The organism is Legionella pneumophila subsp. fraseri (assembly GCF_000586315.1).
In the GTDB taxonomy this organism is placed as follows: domain Bacteria; phylum Pseudomonadota; class Gammaproteobacteria; order Legionellales; family Legionellaceae; genus Legionella; species Legionella pneumophila_B.
Window position 1 is genome coordinate 25683 of the sequence record NZ_JFIM01000033.1, and the last position, 20162, is coordinate 45844.

Consider the following 20162-nt stretch of genomic DNA (forward strand, 5'->3'; position numbering starts at 1 on the left):
GGGATATGTTTTTGTCACTTTACAAGCGGTTTTTGATTTAAAAAAGTATAATAGATAACAAAATAAGAACCGCCTGTGTTTATAATTGGAAAATTGATGAGCAAAGAACAAATTAAGAAAACAGCACTGGAGATTGTCAAATACATTCATGACAATATAAAAGCGTGTAATATTCCCAATCAAAAAAAAGAAAATAAGTTTTTTGCGCCTTTGGTTTATCTCTGTCAGACAGAATGCGATAAGATTTTGAGTAACACCAAAATCAGTTTGTTGGAGCGTCTTTTAAAATGCGCAAAAATTATTGATGATCTACAGTCAGGAAATTGTATGCAGCAAGCCTTTTTAGCATTTCAACGTTTATTGATGCAATTGGTTGAAGATAAGTTATCTGATTTTTCCACTTGCATTCCAATTTCTATTATGACCATTTCCAACCATGCCTTTTTAATCATTGATAACGATATAGTGTGTGATCCCTGGTTAAATTTTGTGGGAGATTTGCGGGATTATTGCTTTGCAAAAATGAACAGGAAGGAGTATTTTGGAATACGTTCCGACTGGACTTGTTTTACCAATACAGAAATCTATGACGAAGACTCTACTGAATTTACAATTCAATTTGTAAATGCTTTAGGGGTAGGGATATCGGGTTTCAGTGAAGTTAAGTTGGCAAATCAATTGATGCAATCATCGACTATGGCTTCTGATCATGGAGAGGATCCTGTGATTTCTATCCCCAAAGAGTTTCATCGAATTTGATGGAGCGCTCATCTTGATTGTAATGAACTCTATTGCTGTTGTTTTTGTTCAAGTTCTGGTTCGATTTAACGGTAAATATATTGTACTTGATAATGATGGGGGAGAGGATGAATTTTTTAAACAATAAAATTGTAATGATAACCGGTGCGTCCAGCGGCATTGGACAGGCTTGCGCCCGACTTTTTGCTGCGCAAGGAGCACGACTCATTTTGGCGGCACGGCGAGTTGAACGTTTACATGAATTATCCAGCGAGTTAAAACATCATAACAATCAAGAACATTATATTCTTCCCTTGGATGTCAGCAAGAAAGATTTGGTGAGGCAACAAATCGAATCGTTACCTGGTCAGTGGCGCTCTATTGATGTGTTAATCAATAATGCGGGTTTGGCTCTGGATACTTTGCCTTTGCATCAAGGAATATTGGAGCATTGGGACACCATGATAGATACCAATATTAAAGGATTGCTTTATATTAGCCGGCTAATTCTTCCAGGGATGTTAGAACGAAATAGCGGGCATGTCATTAATATCGGTTCCATAGCAGGTCATGAGTGTTATCCTAATGGAAATGTTTATTCGGCCACCAAGCATGCTGTTCATGCGATATCAAAATCCATGCGACTGGATATGTTAGGAAGTGCGGTTCGAGTGACGGAAATTGCGCCAGGTGCTGTTGAGACTGAGTTTAGCGAGGTTCGCTGGAAAGACAAACAGCGAGCTATAGATTTCTATAAGGATTTTCAACCGCTTATGGCTGATGACATTGCTGATGCTGCTTTATATTGCGCCACAAGACCTCTGCATGTCGATATTGAGCAAATGATTATTATGCCGACAGTTCAGGCTTCTGCAAATCATTTGTCAAGGAAAGGCAGATAATCATCTGGTGAATAATTGTTTAAAAATTTGCCAATAATGGGGCTGTTAGTCTATTATTTTAAATATAGGTGATGACTGATCCTGGCTGAACCAGTAAGTAGTGCCAGATTAGGAGGTCGTTTTGGAGGGTGGTGTGTAAGCCTACAAAGGGTAGGAAACCTGAAGCTCTACATAAATCTCCACAGTGTCTTTCAGTTGCGGCTCAGAAACCGGGAAGTCGTTACCTGTACTTAAACTCTCTTTTTATTCTCTGTTGAAACAAATTTAATTCTTCAGGACTTACGATAAACCCCAATCTCTTTGGTTAAAAAAGGTTTTTAATTTGGTCATTTGGTTTATCTAAACCTCCTCATTAACAACGTTTTTTGCCTCGACCTTGGGGTTTATCGTAAGTTCTGTCTTATTGAAGGCAAGTCTGATACCTATCTATATTAAAAGAAAGCAATTTGAGCAATTAATAATACTATCTTATAATTAAAGAACAGTTATATTGCCAGGAAGCAATTATGAATAAGTTAATTGTTACAATCACTGCTGGCGCATCATTATTCCTGCTAACTGGATGTGCGGTTGATGGTGTGGCTATTGATGATGTTTCTTACGAATCAGGTTATAGCAATGACTATGTTTATTCGGTTGGATATTATAGCAATCGTCCTTATTGGGGTAATAACTACTATTCGTCACCTTCTTATGTAGGTCCTTATGGATATTGGGGGGGAGATTACGATTTCTAATTTCCGGGTAGGCAAGGCAAGCCTTCAAATCAAATGAAGGCTATTCCTGTTAATAATTATTCTTTAGCTCGAGACACGTATTCGCCTTTGCGGGTGTCTACTTTAATCAGTTCGCCAGTTTGAACAAACAATGGCACGCGAACCACGGCACCTGTTTCCAATGTGGCTGGCTTTCCACCACCACCAGAAGTGTCTCCTTTTAATCCAGGATCTGTTTCAGTGATTGCCAAAATGACAAAGTTTGGTGGTGTCACCTGTATAGGTTCATTATTCCATAGGGTCACTACACAAATATCCTGTTCCTTTAACCATTGTGCCGCATCGGCTAATACATTTTCAGTTATGCCATATTGTTCAAACGTATCAGGAACCATAAAATGCCAGTATTCGCCATCATTATATAGATACTGCATTTCTACGTCAGCCACATCAGCAGAGGGTAAGGTGTCACCCGATTTAAATGTACGTTCTACAACGCGTCCGGTTTTTAGATTACGAATTTTTATGCGAGTGAATGCTTGACCTTTTCCGGGTTTTACAAATTCACAGTCAAGAATGCTGCACGGAGCATCATCAACCATTACTTTTAAGCCGTTTTTAAATTCATTTGTGCTATAGATTGCCATTTCTGCTCCATAGTTGAGATTTTGCTGTATTTTCGCTAAAGTTCGCACAGTTTATCAAGTCTGTAACTTTAATGCGAGATACCTCTTTGAGTTGGCAAAAAATTTTAGCACAAGGGTTTACTTCAACAACTGATTTATTAAATTTCCTGGAATTGCCGAGATCCGGAGAAAATTTATTCGCTGAAAAACAATTTCCAAGTCGAATCCCTAGAGGTTTTGCTAACCGAATGCAAAAAGGAAATCCTCAGGATCCCTTACTGTTACAGGTTCTTGCAAAAGAAGAAGAGCTTGCCGAAGCAGAAGGTTATGTTATCGATCCTCTAAGTGAAAGTAATACCCTCATTAAAGGGTTATTGCATAAATATCACGGACGTGTTTTGTTGACTTTAACCGGTGTTTGTGCAGTGAATTGCCGTTATTGTTTTAGAAGGCATTTTCCTTATCAAGCGAATAATCCTGGTCGCCAGGGATGGAAAGAGGTTTGTGCCTACATTGCAAATGATCCCAGTATTACCGAAGTTATTTTAAGTGGTGGAGATCCATTACTCGCTGCCAATTTGGTTCTAGAAGAGTTACTCCAATCTTTGGAAAAAATTTCGCATGTACACACTCTAAGAATTCATACTCGAATTCCTATTGTTTTACCAGAACGTATTGACAAAGGATTACTTGATTTATTAACAAATACACGTTTTAAGAAAGTGATGGTTGTTCATTGCAATCATCCGCAGGAGTTGGATGAGAGTGTATTGCAGGCTTGCTCTGATTTGAAGAAAGCAGGTTGTTATTTACTGAATCAATCCGTCTTATTAGCCGGAGTAAATGATGATGCAGTGATTTTATCAAAGCTAAGCCATACGCTTTTTGATTACGGGATCACGCCTTATTACTTGCATTTACTCGATAAAGTGAAAGGTTCAGCACATTTCGATATGCCTTTTCTCAGGGCTCAGTCAATCTACCATCAATTACAATCCCTTGTGCCAGGATATTTATTGCCCCGCCTGGCGCGAGAAGAACCGGGGAGGTCCAGTAAAACCTTGCTGATTTAAATAGCTCGATATATCTGGGCTACTTATTGTTTTACTCAATCGCGTTGTTTCTAGTGCGGTTTTTTCAGACTAAATTGATTTATCTTCTTCCTCGAAAAGCGCAATTAATTTTTCCTGAGCGCAGCTGCCGCTTTGCAAGATATGCTTATAGGCCCCGTCACTTTGCATTTCCCAAACATTGTTATTATCTTTAAGATAGTTTTTAATGATTTCGTTTTTTATCCTTTTTTGACATTCCTCATCATAAATGGGAAACATGATTTCAATGCGATTATATAAATTTCTTTCCATCAGATCGGCGCTGGAACAAAAATAATGTTCTTCTTCGTTGATGCGAAAATAAAACACTCTATGATGTTCAAGGAATCTGCCAATAAAAGACAAGACTCTGATGTTCTCAGACACACCAGGTAATCCTGGTTTTAAACAACATACACCACGTACAAGAAGATTAATTTTAACGCCTGCCTGTGATGCCTTATATAATGCTTGAATGGTCACTTTATCAGTTAATCCATTCACTTTCAGGATGATTTCAGTATCAATACCTTCTGTAGCGGCAGTAGCGCATTGCTCAATGTACTGTAAAAGAGTTTTTTGCAAGGTAAAGGGTGAATGGCTCAAGGCTTTTAGCTTAACGACTTTCCCAAGACCTGTTAATTGCTGAAAAATAAGCTGAGCATCAGAAGTAATAGTGGGTTCACTGGTTAATAATCCCAGGTCTGTGTATTTCTTGGCGGTTTGTTCGTGATAGTTTCCCGTGCTTAGGTGCACGTATCGTTTTAATTTACCATGCGTTCTTCGAACAACCAGAGTCATTTTCGCATGAGTTTTATAGCCTACTACTCCATAGAGTACCAGGATCCCGGCAGCATGCAGCTTGTTAGCCAATTTTAAGTTGGACTCTTCGTCAAAACGGGCTCTTAGTTCAATGACAGCAGTTACTTCTTTTCCGGAATGAGCGGCGTTAACCAGCGCATCGACCATCACTGATTCCGAGTGGGTTCTGTAAAGTGTTTGATTAATTGCCAGTACATTAGGGTCTGAAGCTGCTTGTCTGACAAAATCAATGACTAAATCAAATGCTTGATAGGGATGATGTAATAGAATGTCTTGTTCATCAAGAACATTAAACAAATTACGTTGTGATTTGGAGAATTTGGGGTATTGTGGGGTAAAAGCAGGGTAATTCAGATCAGGTCTATCGATGCTGTTAATGGCACTCATATATCGTTGTAAATTAACAGGCCCATCACAATAGTAGGTGTCTTCATGCCGCAAATGATATTTTTGCAGGAGAAAATCAACAATTTTTTCGGGGCATTTGTTTTCAATTTCCAGTCTCACGACATGGCCATAATGACGGGAAAATATCTCTCTTTGTACGGCTTTAGCTAAATCGTCTATTTCCTCTTCCCTTAAAAATAAATCGCTATTTCGCGTCAGCCGAAATGAATAACAGCCACTGATTTCCATACCAGGAAATAAGCTATTAATATGCGTTTTAATAATGGAAGATAAATAAACAAAATAATGGGCGTCTCCACAGAGCTCTGAAGGCAAATGGATCATACGAGGAATCGAGCGAGGGGCGTGAACAACTGCGTAATTGATATTACGATCAAAAGCATCTTTTCCACTCAGTGAAATGATAAAGTTTAAACTTTTATTGATAAGTCTTGGGAGAGGATGAGCCAAATCAAGAGCAATTGGGCTTATAACGGGTAAGATTTCATGTTTAAAATAATGTTTTGCCCACAAATGGATGTCATCAGTCCATTGCTCTGTTTCAAGGAAATGGATGTTTTCTTTACGCAAAGCTGGAAGTAATTGTTTGTTAAAGATACTGTAAAGCTGATCGATTAAAGCATGAGCTTTTTGGCTAATTTGGCTGAATGCTTCATCAGCCCGTAATCCATCTATGGTCAATTTGCCTGAAGACATGGCTATTTTTTCTTTCAATCCAGCCACCCGGATTTCAAAAAATTCATCAAGATTACTGCTACAGATGCTAAGAAATCTCATCCTTTCCAATAAGGGGACGCGTTCATCATTAGCAAGCATCAGCACTCTCTGATTGAAGGCTATAGCAGAAAATTCTCTATTAATATAATAATCCGGATTATCCAGAGTAATATCCATGCGGAACTCCAGTTTTTTTCATTTCATGTTTCCAGGTGATTTAGTTACCATGCAAAGCCCTTACATCGGGAGGAATTTTTTGCCAGGGGTAACCTTTTACCGCTTTGGAATAACCAATTTGATACAACTGATTCATTCTTTGAGTATCAAACAATTCTTCCGAGTTTGAATCAAATTCATTCGGAACATTAGCTAAATTAAAGTCAACTCCCTCTATAAGTGCACAAAGATAGACAAAAATAACATCGGCAGCCCCCTGGGATGCGGTGACGCTTTCTATCGCCCGTTTGCCAATGACCAATAATTTAGGTTTGATTACTTTGTAATGGAATTGATTCTGGTTATTGCGAATCACGTAGATTTTAACGTTTGGTTTTTCTTTCAGTTTGAAATGTTTTTTCGCAGTTTTAATATCAGAACCAAGACGGCTTAAAAAGACAGCAAACGTTGTTGAGCCATCGACGTGCATTTCTGTGTAGGGTTTCCCGTTGGCCATGACATCAAAATAAACAGGCGGCATGACCACGGGAATGCTGGCAGAAGCAAGCAGAATTTTTCGGAATAACTGAACTCTCTCGGGGTTTTTGCTTGCCGCAATGCGGGTCATATCCCATACCACCAGTTTTCGAGAGTAAAGATTGGATGTCCCTACATAAAGCCGTCGCCCTTGATAATAGCCTTTGGCAATGTCATTAAGCAATTTTTCATCGACATGACGAGCAATCAGGTCTTGTAATGGTTTGGTTCCTTTAAGGGCGCTACCTCCTGTTAACAGAGTCCATAATACAGGTTTATTACTCAGTACATCCTTCGTGGTAATGGTTGTATACACTTTTTTTAATGTAGCATCATACTTGGGGCCAGCAAAAGCTAAAGGTGCTATTAATGCCCCAGTACTTATACCTGTCACGGTTGTAAATGTTGGCCGAGAACCGGATTTTGTCCACCCATTCAATAATCCAGCACCAAAAGCACCATAATCACCACCACCTGAAATAATCAGCAAGCTGAAAGAGCCTTTTTGATGGAACATGGTATCAGGGTAAGCTTTAGCCAGTTGCTTTACACGTTCAAGAGATTGCTTTTTAATTATTGGGTCATCACTGCTGGTGAAATCAGTGCGTACCTCTTTAAATCCGGGCACTAAGGCCTTATCTGCCAATTGCGCTGGGAGAGGATTATTTTTTGCTGTATTGCAAGCGGTTTCTAAACAAAGCAAAAATACAACAAAAAAAATCCTTTTCATAATTTTCCTTTAAATTAATATTTTCCTGAATTTTATTCAAAAAATGGATTAAAAGCGATAGTGTTTGTTTTCATATTAACGCACCACAAAAAAACATACGGCTATAAATGCTAAAAAGCCATAAAAGGGTGATAGATTCCAAAAGGCCAGGGCAAGAAAAAACAAAATACAGCAAATAGCCATAGGAATAGAATAATAGACGTCAATAACACCTTGAACTACTGAAAATGTAGCGGCCGCTAACAAGGCCAAAGCGCCGTATTGGACCGAGATCATAATTTTGCGTGTTATTGGACCGTTATGAGAATTAAGCCACTGATATCCCACAAGAGCCATGATTAATCCTGGTAAATTCAGGCAGATGATCGCAAGAATTAAACCGGTTATTCCGGCCGCTTTATAGCCTATTAGTGCGGCCAGTTTTATTCCAGTTAATCCCGGGAATAAAAAACTTGAACCTAACATACCTACAAATTCTTCTTTTCCTATCCAGTGCCTGTACGTGACTGCCTCATATTCCAATAATTTTAACATGGAATTGCCGCCGCCTAAGGATATCAGGCCAATTTTCCCGAAACTGTAAATGATTTCAATGAAAGTTTTTATCATATTTTTAAAGTCTTTTTTAAGAAGGTAACGTATTCAAAAGAAGGTTGGGTTCCGAATAAAAGGACGCTGATGGTTTCTACCAGGTTTAATGATCTCCCCTCAATACAGGCACTGAAATACACTTTATCCCTGACTTCAAGACGAGCAAGCTCAAGCTTGACAGTTGGCGTTGTAGGGAATTTAAAAACAAAAGCTTCTTTTTTAACAAAAACAACGATTCCTTTTTCTTTTATTTTTTTCAATAGTTCTTGTCGATTCAATTGCCCAGCGTCGCCATGGCAAGAGAGAGTTTGTGGGGTTTCAAGATGAATTTTAGGCCCAAAACCTAGTGCAGAGCCAGATTGCTTAATAACAGGTTTATACAATAATTCGTTACGTCTTTGTTTTATATTATGATCAGAGTCAGGCAGTAAATAATAATAGTCTTCTTTATGTTTTTTCTGATAGTTGGCTAGATCAAGCAACGAACTGTCAATAGTATTTAAACGGATGATTTGATCTGTAGGCCAAAAATAGCGCTTTTCCCATTTTAGATTGTCTTGAGCATCATGACCTAAAGTGGTAAGTGGTGTTGTTTGTTCAGAGGAAAATTCAAAGTTCCAAACCAGTCTTTGCATTATTAGTATTTTATTTTCTGTTTTGCTTACGCTAGATGATTTGATTTGTTTTGGCAAGGTTAACTTCAATGTTTCTTATAATTTTTAAAGGATTATTGCTCGCTAAATAAAGCGTAAAAAGTATATACTGGTTATTCTATAAACCTCTTAATAAAATAGCAAAGGAAGGTATTTTATGGCTATTGTGTTCTTTTTAATTTATTTGGCTTTTACTCTGGTAGTACTGTCCAGAAGAATTAATCCATTGGTTTGGGAAATTGGAAGCATAATCTACCTCATTCCCGCAACATTTTATTTTGGGTTCCCCTGGATTATCGGTTTATTCATTTGGTTCTTTATTATAGCTGCCGTGCTGGTAGTTCGAGTAGAGGCATTACGTCTTTTCATCGGGGATTATTTGTATAAAACCGCAGGAAAATCGGTGCCCAAGCTCTCTAAAACGGAAGAAGAAGCTTTAAACGCGGGGGATACCTGGCTGGAACAAGATATTTTTACAGGAAAACCTGATTGGCAAAGATTATCAGCAGTTTCTACAGAGCTCACAGCAGAAGAACAAGCTTTTTTGGATAATGAAACTCATACTTTGTGCAGTATGTTGGATGAATGGGAAATTAGTCAGGAATATGATTTATCTCCCAAGGTTTGGAATTACATTAAAGAGAAAGGATTTTTAGGATTAGTGATACCAAAGGAATTCGGTGGCAAAGGATTCTCAGCTCGAGCCCATTCCGATATTGTAATGAAAATTGCAACTCGCTCAAGAGTAGCGGCAGTGACGGTAATGGTTCCTAATTCCCTGGGCCCGGGTGAGTTAATAAATTATTATGGAACCGAAGAGCAAAAGGCATATTATCTTCCACGTCTTGCCAAAGGTGTTGAGATACCCTGTTTTGCATTGACAGAGCCAGGGGCTGGAAGTGATGCGACCTCCATCCAGTCAGAAGCCATTGTAGTTAAAAAGAAGATAGATGGGAAATCAGTACTTGGCTTAAATATCACCTTGGATAAACGGTGGATTACTTTAGCTCCTGTTGCGACTTTAATTGGATTGGCCGTGAACTTGAAAGATCCGGATGGGCTTTTGAAGGGTGAAGGCGAGGAGGGCATCACTTGCTTGCTGATTCCAAGAGATACTGAAAATCTTGAAATTGGCAATAGGCATTTACCAGCTGATCAGCCCTTTATGAATGGAACTTTACGTGGCAAAGATATTTTTGTGCCTATTGATACCATCATTGGTGGTCAAAAGAAAGCGGGATCCGGTTGGCAAATGCTGGTTGAGTGCTTATCTATAGGGCGCTCAATATCTCTGCCAGCACTTGGGGCAGGTTCTTCTTCTATTTCTTATTTAACAACAGGTGCTTTTGCCAGAATTCGTCGCCAATTTAATGTAGAAATCGCTCAGTTTGAAGGAGTAGAGGAAAAACTTGCAGAAATAGCGGGTTTGAATTATTTAATCAACTCTACTCGGTTGTTGACGGTTGCTGCAGTGAATGAACATAAGAAACCCTCTGTAGCTTCAGCGATTACCAAATATTTTAATACGGAATTGGCACGAATCACTGTGAATGCTTCTATGGATGTTCATGCTGGACGAGCCATTGTTGTTGGGCCACGCAATTACTTAAATAGTTTATATCAAAGTGTTCCTATTTCTATTACGGTAGAAGGGGCTAATATTATGTCTCGCAATTTATTGATTTTTGGGCAGGGATCTATGGCGTGTCATCCGTTTATTCGTGATGAATTCTACGCCATCTCCAGTGAGAATAAAGAGGCATTTAGAGAGATAATTTGGAAGCATATTCATTATTTTATGCAGAATTTTGCTAAAACAATCTGTTCAGCATGGACAAGTGGTTTGTTTATTGCGGTTCCCGAAAATTCAATGAAAAGAGAGTATAAGAAACTGGCGCGTTTGAGTTATGCCTATTCCTGGCTTGCTGATCTGTCTTTAATTTATTTGGGAGGTGATTTAAAGCGCAAGGAGCGATTGTCTGCAAGATTGGCCGATGGCATGTCTTATCTCTATATGGCAATGGCTGCTTTACGAAATGTTCAATTAAATCAAGACCATCCCGATGAGCAATTGCATGCCAGATGGGCAGTAAGCTATTGTTTTTACCACGCGCAAAAATCCATGATTGCACTTTGCCACAATTTCCCTTCCAAGTTTTTAGGTTTTATTGCCCGAGTAGTTGCGTTTCCATTTGGGCAAACCATGCGTTATCCTTCAGACAAATTAGATCATCAGTTGGCTCGTTTGATGACGGGCAACAATCATTATCGTGACCGTTTGAAAAAATCGGTCTTTCTCAGTGGTGATTCCAAGCAGCCTGTGGATCGTATGGAACATGCTTTACAGCTTATTATTGAAGCGGATGGATTAAGCAAAAAAGTGAGTGATTTGAAGCGCTATAAGTGGAGTAAGTTGAAAGAGAAGTTAAAAGAAAAAGTAGAGTCTGGCCAGTTGTCACAACAGGAAATGGAAGAGTTGCTTGCTGTTGAAGACGCGCGTTGGGATGCCATTTTAGTGGATGAATTTACCTTCGACTCCATGAAGAAGAAGACATTGCATTCTGTGATAGAAAAAATGAAATCTCCCTTGGCGTGATTTTTACAGACTTTTAACATCGATTCACCAACCAGCTATCAATCCAAATGAGGCTGGTTTGCTATAATTAAACTATATTGCCTGGACCAAATATACATTGTTGAGAGTAAGTTATGCCAAAATACACACTGCCCACAAGAGATGCCTTATTAAAAGCGATGCAAGTAGGTGAAACATCCATTGAAGCCGCTGAATACATGGCAACAAGGTTTGAGCAGATTTTAACGAAAGCGAAATTATTACCAGAATGTAATGATATGCTGGAAAAAATAAAAGAATACGCTCAATTCGTTAAATTCAAATTATTATCCTCTGCTCAAGTTTGGTCTGGCCAAGAAAGGCCAACTTCAGATTACCAAAACACGCAGGAAAACAAAGCCGAATTTTTGGCAAGCCATTTGGAAGGGTTACCAAGTGGATTAAAACTCGAAGTTGCTATTGGGGACGATGCCAAAATATTGCGAGGGTTTTCTTCTAATGGAAAAATGGTAGAAGGAGATCAGTTGAAAACCATGGATGGATTATTAGAAGGATGGCTTGCCAAGAATGGTCTTGCTATTTCAGGAGGTGCGGTTGTTAAAATAGACAACACAGGCAACCAAACCAAAGTAGATCCACAGGAAATCAGACAATTAATCAACGATAGCGAAAAGGGAGTCGCCAAATATTTTGCAGATAAAGGCGTGAGCACGGAGGTGGTGCAACGAGCTTATCCAGAAACCAAAGCAGTGGAAACCAAGCGAGAAGAAATCAGGCAAGAAATTGAATCCGGTGCTGAAGCTCCAACCACTCAATCCATCAGATAGGAATATATTGGTTCACCTAAAAACCAAGATTGGCTTTTAGATGAACTGATTTGCTGCCTGTAGTCTATCGAATGAGCCTATGTCATACCAAATTCCTGAATGAACACTTCCGGTGGCTTTATTTTGTTCCACGTATTTTCTGAGTAAAGGGGTAACAGAATACCTTCCTTGTCTGCAGTTGGCAAAAACCTTTGGGTTATAGCATGCAATACCTGAAAATGTGTAGGCCTGATTTGTATTGGTTAAGTAGGATTCATTGATTAAGCCAAAATCGCCATGATGAAGCAGGGAAGGATTTTTGGGTATTAAAATAAGATGAAGTGTATCAATATTTTTGAGTTGGAGCTTGGCAAAATCAAAATCAGTATAAATGTCGGCATTGACTGTTAAAAATGGCTCATCACCCAGTAAAGGCAACGCTTTAACAATCCCCCCTCCGGTTTCCAGGCCGCCAGGTGGTTCTGGAGAATAAATAATATTCAAACCCCATTGTTTTCCATTTCCTATGTATTGGCGAATTTGCCCGCCCAGGTAGGCATGATTGATTACCAGTCGTTCAAAGCCGGCATTGGCCAGGTTAATGATATGGTGTTCAATTAGAGGTTTGTTTCTTACTGTACACAGCGCTTTAGGAATTTTGTCAGTTAAAGGGCGTAATCGTTCTCCGCGTCCTGCTGCAAGAATCATTGCGGTTTTCATGGTAAATAAACTCGTTTTTGCAGAAAATTGTAAAAAGGGTGTAATTCGTCATATATTTCTGTGCATTCCAACGCATATTTTAACGTGAGAGGCAAGTCTCCAAGATAACCTGCTTTATTATCACGCAAATACAGACGGCAAAAAACACCTAACACTTTTAAATGTCTTTGTAAACCACACAGATCAAAGGCACGAATAAAATCGGTTAGAGAATAAATATTAGCGAGGGGGCATTTTTCATGAAAACAGGATACCCATTCTAAAACCCTTTCTCTCGGCCATGAAATATAGCAATCTTTGAGTAAAGAAACCAAATCATAGGTAACAGGACCTTGCATGGCATCCTGAAAATCAATAGTGGCTAAACAGTTATCCTTATTTTTAACTAACATCAGATTTCTTGAATGGTAGTCCCTGTGAATGAAGACTCTTGGCTGAGTGGCTACTTCGCTGGCTATCCACTCGATGGTATGTTGAAAAAGTTGTAATTCGTCTTGTTTTAAATCAAGAGAAAGATAGGCTTTCAAGAACCATTCCAAACATAAATTCATTTCTTTGAGCATGAAGCTTTTATCAAATAAGGGAAGTTTAGGATCGTCAGTGGAACATTTTTGAATTTGTAATAGCAAATTGATTGCCTGGGTATAATAATTATCAACCGTTTCATGATTCAACTTACTTAATAATAATTGATCCCCTAAATCACTGAGTAATAAGAAACCTTCTCTTTTATTTATTGCCAGAATATCAGGGACGGGTATTTGGGTTTTATCGAGAACGTTCGCTATATGCAGGAAAGGATCGATATTTTCTTTCTCTGGAGGAGCGTCCATAACTACCTGAGTTAATCCATTATATTGAATACGAAAATATCTTCTAAAACTTGCATCTCCTGCCAAAGGAACGAGGACAAAGTCTTTTTGTTGAATCGTTTGAGCCAACCACTCTTTCAGTGCGTTTTCTCTTTCATGCATGGTATACTTCCCGTTTTTATTTCCAGAGTGCGGTTGATATACTCCCGTATCTAAAGAGTAATTTCATTCGCGCACAAATAATAAGGTATTTTGTTAGCTGTGAACATGAGGTTTTATAAAAAGCTAATTATATACGGTTTTATATCATTTATCGCCTTCTTGCGAGGCTTACTCTATTGTCATTTAAAAAAGTTGTTTAAAAAATATTCTGAATCTTTATTTTCCGTGCAATGGGTATTTATGGTTGCAGGGATAGCTGCTTTTGTTTTGTCTTTGATTAATTATCAAGGTTTAGCTTATTCTGCTGCCTTGATAAATGAACCCATTCAAGCGTGCGTGATTGCGCGAGAGGTCGATTTAACAGATGACATAAGAACTAAATTTGCCCAATGTTTGGGTTGGCAATCGGATCCAAGCTCCCCGGTTTGTCTCGGTTCTTATAAACCCACTACGGTGACGCCACTAGCTAACCCAGATGAAGTGCGTATTCTGGCAGATACGGTTTCCTTCTATCGTACGCAAAGATCAACCTTATCTGGGCATGTAGAAATGCAGCAGGGGCAAAGAATAGTTAATGCTCAAACAGCTTATGTGTATAGAGATCCTAAAACAAATGAAGTAACAAAAATTGAATTTTTGAATCATGTGCGTTATTTGGAACCTGATAGAATGATGATCGCGAGAAAAGCAATTGTGTATCCTCAAGATAAATCAGGTGAAGTAGAAGACGTTCTGTATCGATTTAATACGAATAGAAGCAATGCATTGCTGCCTGCCTGGGGTAGGGCGAGTTTAATCAAGCGTTTTGCAAATCAAGATTACTTTTTGAAAGAGGCAACTTACACTACCTGCGCGCCTCAAGATAAGGCTTGGGCTATCGAGGCGGAGTCCATCAGTATAGACAACGCGAAAGGGAAGGGTGTGGCTCGAAATGCCAAATTACGTATCCATGAATGGCCAGTGCTTTATACTCCCTATTTAAGTTTTCCTACCAATAGAGATAGAAAATCAGGGTTTTTGATGCCCATAGTGGGTTATTCCAATGTGGGGGGGGCTGATTTAGGTATCCCCTATTATTGGAATATGGCACCAAATTATGACATGACCCTTGTTCCTCATCTTTATACAGAACGTGGTTTGATGATGGGGGGGCAATTTAGGTATTTGACTTCAAAGGGCACTGGAACATTTAATGGAAATTTTTTACCAAAAGATAAAGCCTTTGGCCGATTTTTACAAAATAATGAGATAGAGTTCCCTCAAATTCGAGGTCTTTCCACGAATCGTTGGGAAGTAAATCTGGTCGACTCAACCCAGTTTCTCCCTAATCTTCAATTAAATGTTAATTTTCAACAGGTTTCTGATGATTATTACTTGCAAGATTTCAGTACAAATTTGGCATCGGTAACTCAAAGACAATTATTACGACAAGCGGATTTAACCTATGAAACTGAAAACTGGACTTTCAGGGGTATGGGGCAAAGTTATCAAACATTGCACCCGATTAACGAAATCCCGGTTTCCCCTGTTTATGAACGTTTACCGCAACTTATGGCACGGGGTTATTATGATGATTTACCTTTTAATGCCAATATAAATATCCTGGGTCAATATGATCAGTTTCACTGGCCTAATGATTCATGGAATGTAGCACTTAACAATATGCCTCAAGGACCTCGATTTCATCTGAATCCCATTTTATCAGTGCCAATGACGAAGCCATGGGGATATGTTACTCCTTCGGTACAATTTGTGGAAAATTATTACGATGTTTCAAGAAATTACACTTGGGTTACGCCTCGTGCTAATTATAACCTGACAATACCTCGCTACAGTCTTGATAGCGGGTTATATTTCGAACGTGATTTGCATCTTAAGGGTACGTATTACATACAAACTTTAGAACCCAGATTATTCTATTTAAGAGTACCTTTTTATAACCAAACACTTATTCCGGTTTATGATTCCGGGTTTATGATTTTTAATGTCGATCAATTGTTTAGAACCAATCGCTTTTCAGGGTTTGATAGAATTGGAGATGCCAATCAGCTAAGTTATGCCCTAACCACAAGGTGGTTAGAAGATGAAACGGGTGCGGAGAAAGCGAATTTTTCTATTGGTCAAATTAAATATTTCAGTGAGAGAAGAGTACAACTTTGTCAAAGTCCTACCGGATTTTGTACCGATAATCCAGATACCTTTGGAAACTTATCTTCTACTTTTGGAACATCACCTGTTGCGTCAAGGGCTGTATATAAATTTAATCCAGCCTGGGGAATAACAGGGGATTATATTTGGGATCCGGCAACAAAGGCCACCAATAACGCGGATTTGAATTTGCACTATCAGCCAGCACGTAATGCCATTATCAATGGTGGGTATAGTTATTTGGTTAATGGTGACGTCACTCAAGTAAGAAATAATGACACTGAAAATAATGCTTTACATCAAGCCATTCTATCTGCTGCCTGGCCACTGAGTGAAAAATGGAGTGGCATTGGAGCTTATAGTTATAATATCAGTAAAAATTACAGTATGATGTCATTTCTTGGCGTTCAATATGATAGTTGTTGCTGGGCTATGCGTATTTTAGGAGGGCGAACTTTTAGAAGTTTAAATGATGAATTTGAGCCTCAGTACAATAACAACATTTATTTGCAAATATTATTAAAAGGCTTAGGATCAGTAGCTAGCAGTGATCCCAGTGGGATATTGAATACCTATATTCCAGGATACTATGACCCCTTCCGACGTCGTTAAAATCCGATGATAAATGGCGCAATAAAAGCGAGACAGGTTTGGGTGTTGAGGTTAATACAGGTTGAGAATATTTTAATCTATTTTTTATGAATTATGGTGTAAATTAAGCAAACTTGCTTGTATTTTGACAAAGAATAACATAAATTGCCCGAAAAATGTAAAAGAGGATTATGGCATGTTTAAAAGAATAGCATTGGTATGCGTTTTGTTTTCAGGAATATGTTTCGCTGAGGGAAAGCAGTTATTAGATAAAGTGGTTGCTATAGTGAATGATGACGTCATTACTTCCAGCGAATTGAATGCTCAAGTCGAGCTATCCAAAAAGCAAATTATCGCCCAAAATATGCAAATGCCAGATGAATCCGTATTACGTAAGCAAGTATTACAACATTTAATAGACGTAGATCTGGAAATGCAAATGGCAAAACAAAATGGTATTGCTATTGATAATGCTGAAATTGATGAAGCGATTGAAAAAATTGCGGCTTCAAATCATCTAAATTTATCGCAAATGCGTGATGAAATTACAAAGCAAGGGATTAGCTGGCAAGAATATAGAGAAAATATTCGTAAGGAAATGATAATTTCCAGGGTTCAACAAAAAGCAGTAGGCAAAGATGTTATTGTTACCAATGAGCAGGTGGAACAATATTTAAAAACTTCAGGTCGCATAGAAAATTCTAACTTAACTTATCATTTAAAAAATATTGTTATCCCTTTAAGCGAAGAGCCAACGACCAAGCAGCTACAAAGAGCTAAAATCGAAGCAGAAAACTTATTAAATAAAATTAAAAAAGGGGAAGACTTTAGCCGTTTGGCAATAGAAGAGTCAAGTGGAGAGTTTGCATTGGAAGGTGGTGATTTAGGTGAGCGTCATTTGGCTGAACTGCCTGAGGTATTTGCTAAGGAAGTAGTGCACATGAAGGTAGGTCAGGTAGCCGGCCCGATAAGAGCAGGGAATGGATTTCATTTGATCAAATTAATAGCTGTTGGCGGTGAGAATCAGCGTCATGTGATCACTCAAACCCATGTCAGACATATACTGCTTAAACCCGATGCCAGCATGGTGCCATCTGAAGCAATTAAGCAAGTCAATAACATTTACCGGCAAATAAAGTCAGGCAAAGATTTTGCTCTTATGGCTAAACAGTATTCACTTGATGCCGCCAGTGCAGTGAAAGGCGGTGATTTAGGATGGGTTAATCCTGGTGAGTTAGTTCCAGAGTTTGAAAAAACCATGAACAGTTTGCCATTACATAAAGTCAGTAAACCGGTAAAAACTCAGTATGGTTGGCATCTCATTGAAGTGATTGCACGCCGACAGAAGGATGATTCAGAAGCTTTTAAGAAGCAACAGGTCAGGCAATTTCTACAACAGCGTAAGTTTGTAGAGGCAGTGCAAAATTGGCAACAACATTTGCGTTCTCAAGCTTATATTAATATAGTTGATAAGGATTTAGCATGAACCCACTGCTTATTAGTAGTGGAGAGCCTGCTGGAATTGGCCCGGACTTATGCCTGGCTTTGGCAGAAACCGATTTGCCCGTAGTGATATTGGGTGATCTGTCTTTATTAGAGGCAAGAGCCAGTGAGTTAAATCTCAGTATTAAATTTTTAGAGTACGGCCCTCATCAAAGCTTCGAAAAAAAAGCAGGATATTTAACTGTATGGCCTGTTCCATGCGCTGCACCGGTCATTAGTGGTGAATTAAATCCGCAAAATGCGGCTTATGTTATGGAGCTTTTGACTTTAGGGGCTTCGCTATGCTCCAAAGGGGAGTTTTCTGCATTAGTTACAGCGCCTGTTCATAAGGCAAACATTAATGCAGCCGGTATTACGTTTACTGGCCACACGGAGTTTTTTGCTGATTTCTTTGAGGTGGAAACAGTGGTGATGATGTTGGCCTGTTCTCAAATGAAAGTGGCATTAGTCACAACACATCTTCCTCTGCGTATGGTGTCTGATGCCATTAGCTCTCCGCTCATCATAAGGGTCATTCAACAATTGCATCATTCATTAAAACATGATTTTGGAATTCAAAGCCCCAAAATAAAAGTGGCTGGTCTGAACCCGCATGCTGGAGAATCAGGATATTTAGGTCGAGAAGAAATTGAAATTATTGCTCCAGCTTTAAATAGTTTAAAACATCAAGGTATCAATGTGTCAGGGCCTTTACCAGCAGATACAATGTTTATACCTAACCATACTAATAGCTGTGATGCTTATGTGGCTATGTACCATGATCAGGGACTGCCAGTTCTAAAATACGCAGGATTTAATGAAGCAGTCAACATCACTCTGGGGCTGCCGATCATTCGTACTTCTGTCGACCACGGAACCGCATTAGAGTTAGCTGGTAAGAACAAAGCTAACCCTGGGAGTATGCTTGCGGCGGTTAAGATGGCGAAAGATATGGCTTTGACAAGGATAAAATGAAATGTCTCTGATTAGCCTGATTGCTGCCATAGATGAAACAGGAGGATTGGGTATTAACAATCAACTACTCTGTTATTTGCCAGCCGACTTACAGCACTTTAAATCGATTACCATGGGTAAGCCTGTTATCATGGGCAGAAAAACTTATGAATCAATAGGCAAACCTCTTCCAGGCAGACTAAATATTGTGATTAGTCAATCGATTCAGTCAATACCGGGTGTTATTGTGGTCAATTCTTTGTGGCAGGCTATCAATGAAACTGCTCACGCACCAGAGGTAATGATCATCGGGGGAGCCAAAATCTATTCTCAAGCTATATTAATGGCTAATCGCTTATATATCACTCGGATACATCATCAATTTATGGCCGATGTATTTTTTCCAGAAATCAATGAATTGGAATGGGACTGCCGAAGCAAGGAGTTTCGGCAGCATGATGACAAAAACCAATACGATATGACATTCTGCCTATATGAAAGAATATCAACTTGATATTGATCAATAATGATAATGTCTGTTTGGTGAGGGATGTCTATGAACGGGTGGTTGAGCCCTTACAATGATTTCAGATGGTCTGCTCAGTATTCTAAAATTATCCGTAATAATTTCTCGACCACCATAAGAAATATTACAATGTGAGTAACCTGGCCATGTTTTCCCAGGCTGAATACTTCCATTGAAGTTACTTTGACAGACGAATAAAGGATTACCATTGGTATCTTTACCCATTAACAATGCATGCTCTGCATTGAGTTCCCAACTGTATCGTCCAAACTCCTTCTGATTCGGTATAGTAAACTGGCTGAGAACATATTCTTTGCCACCATAAGGTACATTGCATCGGCCATATCCGGCCCATGTCTTACCTGGCTGGATACTGTTAAACAGTTTTGCCCTGCACAAATACAATGCATTCCCATTAGTGTCTGTTCCAGTACGTAACGCATTAGCTAACGGTGAAACAGGATGTTGATGGTAATGGGTATTAGCCCAGGCAGGATTAAGAAAGAATATCATCAATAAAAGGTATATAAGTTTGGACATATCAAATCTCTAAAAAATTAAAGAGCCGCAAGCATAGCGCAAGAAAAAAATATGCGCAAGATGAGCACTTAAAGATCGATATGGTTTATCTATCATAAGCTGAAGAAAAACAATTAAAAAAATTTAAAAAAGTATTTGACAGGGAATCTGAAATGAGTA

The 20162-nt window shown here is 38.9% G+C and carries 18 protein-coding genes; 10 read left to right on the forward strand and 8 right to left on the reverse strand.

Features of this window, described 5'->3' with window-relative positions; translation table 11 throughout:
* The first annotated feature begins 75 nt into the window (after window positions 1-75).
* From CC34_RS0108425 to CC34_RS0108440, 3 genes are all read left to right on the forward strand, one after another.
* Complete coding sequence (locus tag CC34_RS0108425) at window positions 76-759, forward strand: hypothetical protein (protein ID WP_080274173.1); 684 nt, start codon at window positions 76-78, stop codon at window positions 757-759.
* Window positions 760-866: 107 nt separating this feature from the next.
* Window positions 867-1640 carry an SDR family NAD(P)-dependent oxidoreductase gene (locus CC34_RS0108435; RefSeq protein ID WP_027228512.1) on the forward strand — a complete coding sequence of 258 codons (774 nt, stop codon included), beginning with the start codon at window positions 867-869 and terminating at the stop codon, window positions 1638-1640.
* A gap of 506 nt (window positions 1641-2146) precedes the next feature.
* Window positions 2147-2377 carry a hypothetical protein gene (locus CC34_RS0108440; RefSeq protein ID WP_027228511.1) on the forward strand — a complete coding sequence of 77 codons (231 nt, stop codon included), beginning with the start codon at window positions 2147-2149 and terminating at the stop codon, window positions 2375-2377.
* A gap of 56 nt (window positions 2378-2433) precedes the next feature.
* Here CC34_RS0108440 and efp read toward each other — a convergent pair whose 3' ends face one another.
* Complete coding sequence (gene efp / locus CC34_RS0108445; protein WP_028379407.1) at window positions 2434-3003, reverse strand: elongation factor P; 570 nt, start codon at window positions 3001-3003, stop codon at window positions 2434-2436.
* Between the two features lie 71 nt (window positions 3004-3074).
* Here efp and epmB point away from each other — a divergent pair, with 71 nt between their 5' ends.
* Window positions 3075-4055, forward strand: coding sequence for an EF-P beta-lysylation protein EpmB (gene epmB, locus CC34_RS0108450; RefSeq protein WP_027228510.1), 981 nt, complete (start codon window positions 3075-3077; stop codon window positions 4053-4055).
* Window positions 4056-4124: 69 nt separating this feature from the next.
* Here epmB and ppk1 read toward each other — a convergent pair whose 3' ends face one another.
* The 4 genes from ppk1 to CC34_RS0108470 form a co-directional block, all read right to left on the reverse strand.
* Window positions 4125-6197 (reverse strand): polyphosphate kinase 1, encoded by a 2073-nt coding sequence (ppk1, locus tag CC34_RS0108455; RefSeq protein WP_027228509.1) that lies wholly within the window; start codon window positions 6195-6197, stop codon window positions 4125-4127.
* Between the two features lie 40 nt (window positions 6198-6237).
* Complete coding sequence (locus CC34_RS0108460; protein ID WP_027228508.1) at window positions 6238-7443, reverse strand: patatin-like phospholipase family protein; 1206 nt, start codon at window positions 7441-7443, stop codon at window positions 6238-6240.
* Between the two features lie 75 nt (window positions 7444-7518).
* Window positions 7519-8052 (reverse strand): chromate transporter, encoded by a 534-nt coding sequence (locus tag CC34_RS0108465; protein ID WP_011945532.1) that lies wholly within the window; start codon window positions 8050-8052, stop codon window positions 7519-7521.
* On the reverse strand, window positions 8049-8669 hold the full coding sequence (locus tag CC34_RS0108470; protein ID WP_028379408.1) for a hypothetical protein: 621 nt from the start codon (window positions 8667-8669) through the stop codon (window positions 8049-8051). Before CC34_RS0108470 ends, CC34_RS0108465 begins: the two co-directional genes overlap by 4 nt.
* A 175-nt stretch (window positions 8670-8844) precedes the next feature.
* On the opposite strand from CC34_RS0108470, the gene CC34_RS0108475 reads away from it, so the two are divergent.
* Together CC34_RS0108475 and dotY are read left to right on the forward strand one after the other, a co-directional pair.
* Window positions 8845-11283: an acyl-CoA dehydrogenase gene (locus CC34_RS0108475; RefSeq protein WP_028378657.1), complete on the forward strand. Its 2439-nt coding sequence runs from the start codon at window positions 8845-8847 to the stop codon at window positions 11281-11283.
* Between the two features lie 113 nt (window positions 11284-11396).
* Window positions 11397-12089, forward strand: a complete 693-nt coding sequence (gene dotY, locus CC34_RS0108480) for a type 4 secretion system coupling complex assembly protein DotY (protein ID WP_028378658.1) — start codon at window positions 11397-11399, stop codon at window positions 12087-12089.
* A gap of 36 nt (window positions 12090-12125) precedes the next feature.
* Here the strand turns inward: dotY and murU are convergent, their stop codons facing one another.
* Together murU and CC34_RS0108490 are read right to left on the reverse strand one after the other, a co-directional pair.
* Window positions 12126-12788 carry an N-acetylmuramate alpha-1-phosphate uridylyltransferase MurU gene (gene murU, locus CC34_RS0108485; protein ID WP_028379409.1) on the reverse strand — a complete coding sequence of 221 codons (663 nt, stop codon included), beginning with the start codon at window positions 12786-12788 and terminating at the stop codon, window positions 12126-12128.
* Entirely contained in the window at window positions 12785-13762 is a 978-nt protein-coding gene (locus CC34_RS0108490) for an aminoglycoside phosphotransferase family protein (RefSeq protein ID WP_028378660.1), read from the reverse strand. Before CC34_RS0108490 ends, murU begins: the two co-directional genes overlap by 4 nt.
* Window positions 13763-14002: 240 nt before the next feature.
* Between CC34_RS0108490 and CC34_RS0108495 the strand changes: the two genes are divergently transcribed.
* From CC34_RS0108495 to CC34_RS0108510, 4 genes are all read left to right on the forward strand, one after another.
* Complete coding sequence (locus tag CC34_RS0108495) at window positions 14003-16522, forward strand: LPS-assembly protein LptD (protein WP_028378661.1); 2520 nt, start codon at window positions 14003-14005, stop codon at window positions 16520-16522.
* A 175-nt stretch (window positions 16523-16697) separates the two neighbouring features.
* Window positions 16698-17987: a peptidylprolyl isomerase gene (locus CC34_RS0108500; RefSeq protein ID WP_028379410.1), complete on the forward strand. Its 1290-nt coding sequence runs from the start codon at window positions 16698-16700 to the stop codon at window positions 17985-17987.
* Window positions 17984-18958 (forward strand): 4-hydroxythreonine-4-phosphate dehydrogenase PdxA, encoded by a 975-nt coding sequence (pdxA, locus tag CC34_RS0108505; RefSeq protein WP_028379411.1) that lies wholly within the window; start codon window positions 17984-17986, stop codon window positions 18956-18958. The genes CC34_RS0108500 and pdxA overlap by 4 nt, the downstream gene beginning before the upstream one ends.
* A 1-nt stretch (window position 18959) precedes the next feature.
* Window positions 18960-19451: a dihydrofolate reductase gene (locus tag CC34_RS0108510; protein ID WP_028379412.1), complete on the forward strand. Its 492-nt coding sequence runs from the start codon at window positions 18960-18962 to the stop codon at window positions 19449-19451.
* A 6-nt stretch (window positions 19452-19457) separates the two neighbouring features.
* On the opposite strand, the gene CC34_RS0108515 is transcribed toward CC34_RS0108510, so the two are convergent.
* Entirely contained in the window at window positions 19458-20003 is a 546-nt protein-coding gene (locus CC34_RS0108515; protein WP_028379413.1) for a DUF3421 domain-containing protein, read from the reverse strand.
* Window positions 20004-20162: the final 159 nt, after the last annotated feature.

Bases quoted from the DNA above. Each gene is read 5' to 3' on its own strand.
- CC34_RS0108435 (WP_027228512.1), top strand. From the start codon at position 867: ATGAATTTTTTAAACAATAAAATTGTAATGATAACCGGTGCGTCCAGC.
- CC34_RS0108440 (WP_027228511.1), top strand. From the start codon at position 2,147: ATGAATAAGTTAATTGTTACAATCACTGCTGGCGCATCATTATTCCTG.
- efp (WP_028379407.1), bottom strand. From the start codon at position 3,003: ATGGCAATCTATAGCACAAATGAATTTAAAAACGGCTTAAAAGTAATG.
- epmB (WP_027228510.1), top strand. From the start codon at position 3,075: ATGCGAGATACCTCTTTGAGTTGGCAAAAAATTTTAGCACAAGGGTTT.
- ppk1 (WP_027228509.1), bottom strand. From the start codon at position 6,197: ATGGATATTACTCTGGATAATCCGGATTATTATATTAATAGAGAATTT.
- CC34_RS0108460 (WP_027228508.1), bottom strand. From the start codon at position 7,443: ATGAAAAGGATTTTTTTTGTTGTATTTTTGCTTTGTTTAGAAACCGCT.
- CC34_RS0108465 (WP_011945532.1), bottom strand. From the start codon at position 8,052: ATGATAAAAACTTTCATTGAAATCATTTACAGTTTCGGGAAAATTGGC.
- CC34_RS0108470 (WP_028379408.1), bottom strand. From the start codon at position 8,669: ATGCAAAGACTGGTTTGGAACTTTGAATTTTCCTCTGAACAAACAACA.
- CC34_RS0108475 (WP_028378657.1), top strand. From the start codon at position 8,845: ATGGCTATTGTGTTCTTTTTAATTTATTTGGCTTTTACTCTGGTAGTA.
- dotY (WP_028378658.1), top strand. From the start codon at position 11,397: ATGCCAAAATACACACTGCCCACAAGAGATGCCTTATTAAAAGCGATG.
- murU (WP_028379409.1), bottom strand. From the start codon at position 12,788: ATGAAAACCGCAATGATTCTTGCAGCAGGACGCGGAGAACGATTACGC.
- CC34_RS0108490 (WP_028378660.1), bottom strand. From the start codon at position 13,762: ATGCATGAAAGAGAAAACGCACTGAAAGAGTGGTTGGCTCAAACGATT.
- CC34_RS0108495 (WP_028378661.1), top strand. From the start codon at position 14,003: ATGGTTGCAGGGATAGCTGCTTTTGTTTTGTCTTTGATTAATTATCAA.
- CC34_RS0108500 (WP_028379410.1), top strand. From the start codon at position 16,698: ATGTTTAAAAGAATAGCATTGGTATGCGTTTTGTTTTCAGGAATATGT.
- pdxA (WP_028379411.1), top strand. From the start codon at position 17,984: ATGAACCCACTGCTTATTAGTAGTGGAGAGCCTGCTGGAATTGGCCCG.
- CC34_RS0108510 (WP_028379412.1), top strand. From the start codon at position 18,960: ATGTCTCTGATTAGCCTGATTGCTGCCATAGATGAAACAGGAGGATTG.
- CC34_RS0108515 (WP_028379413.1), bottom strand. From the start codon at position 20,003: ATGTCCAAACTTATATACCTTTTATTGATGATATTCTTTCTTAATCCT.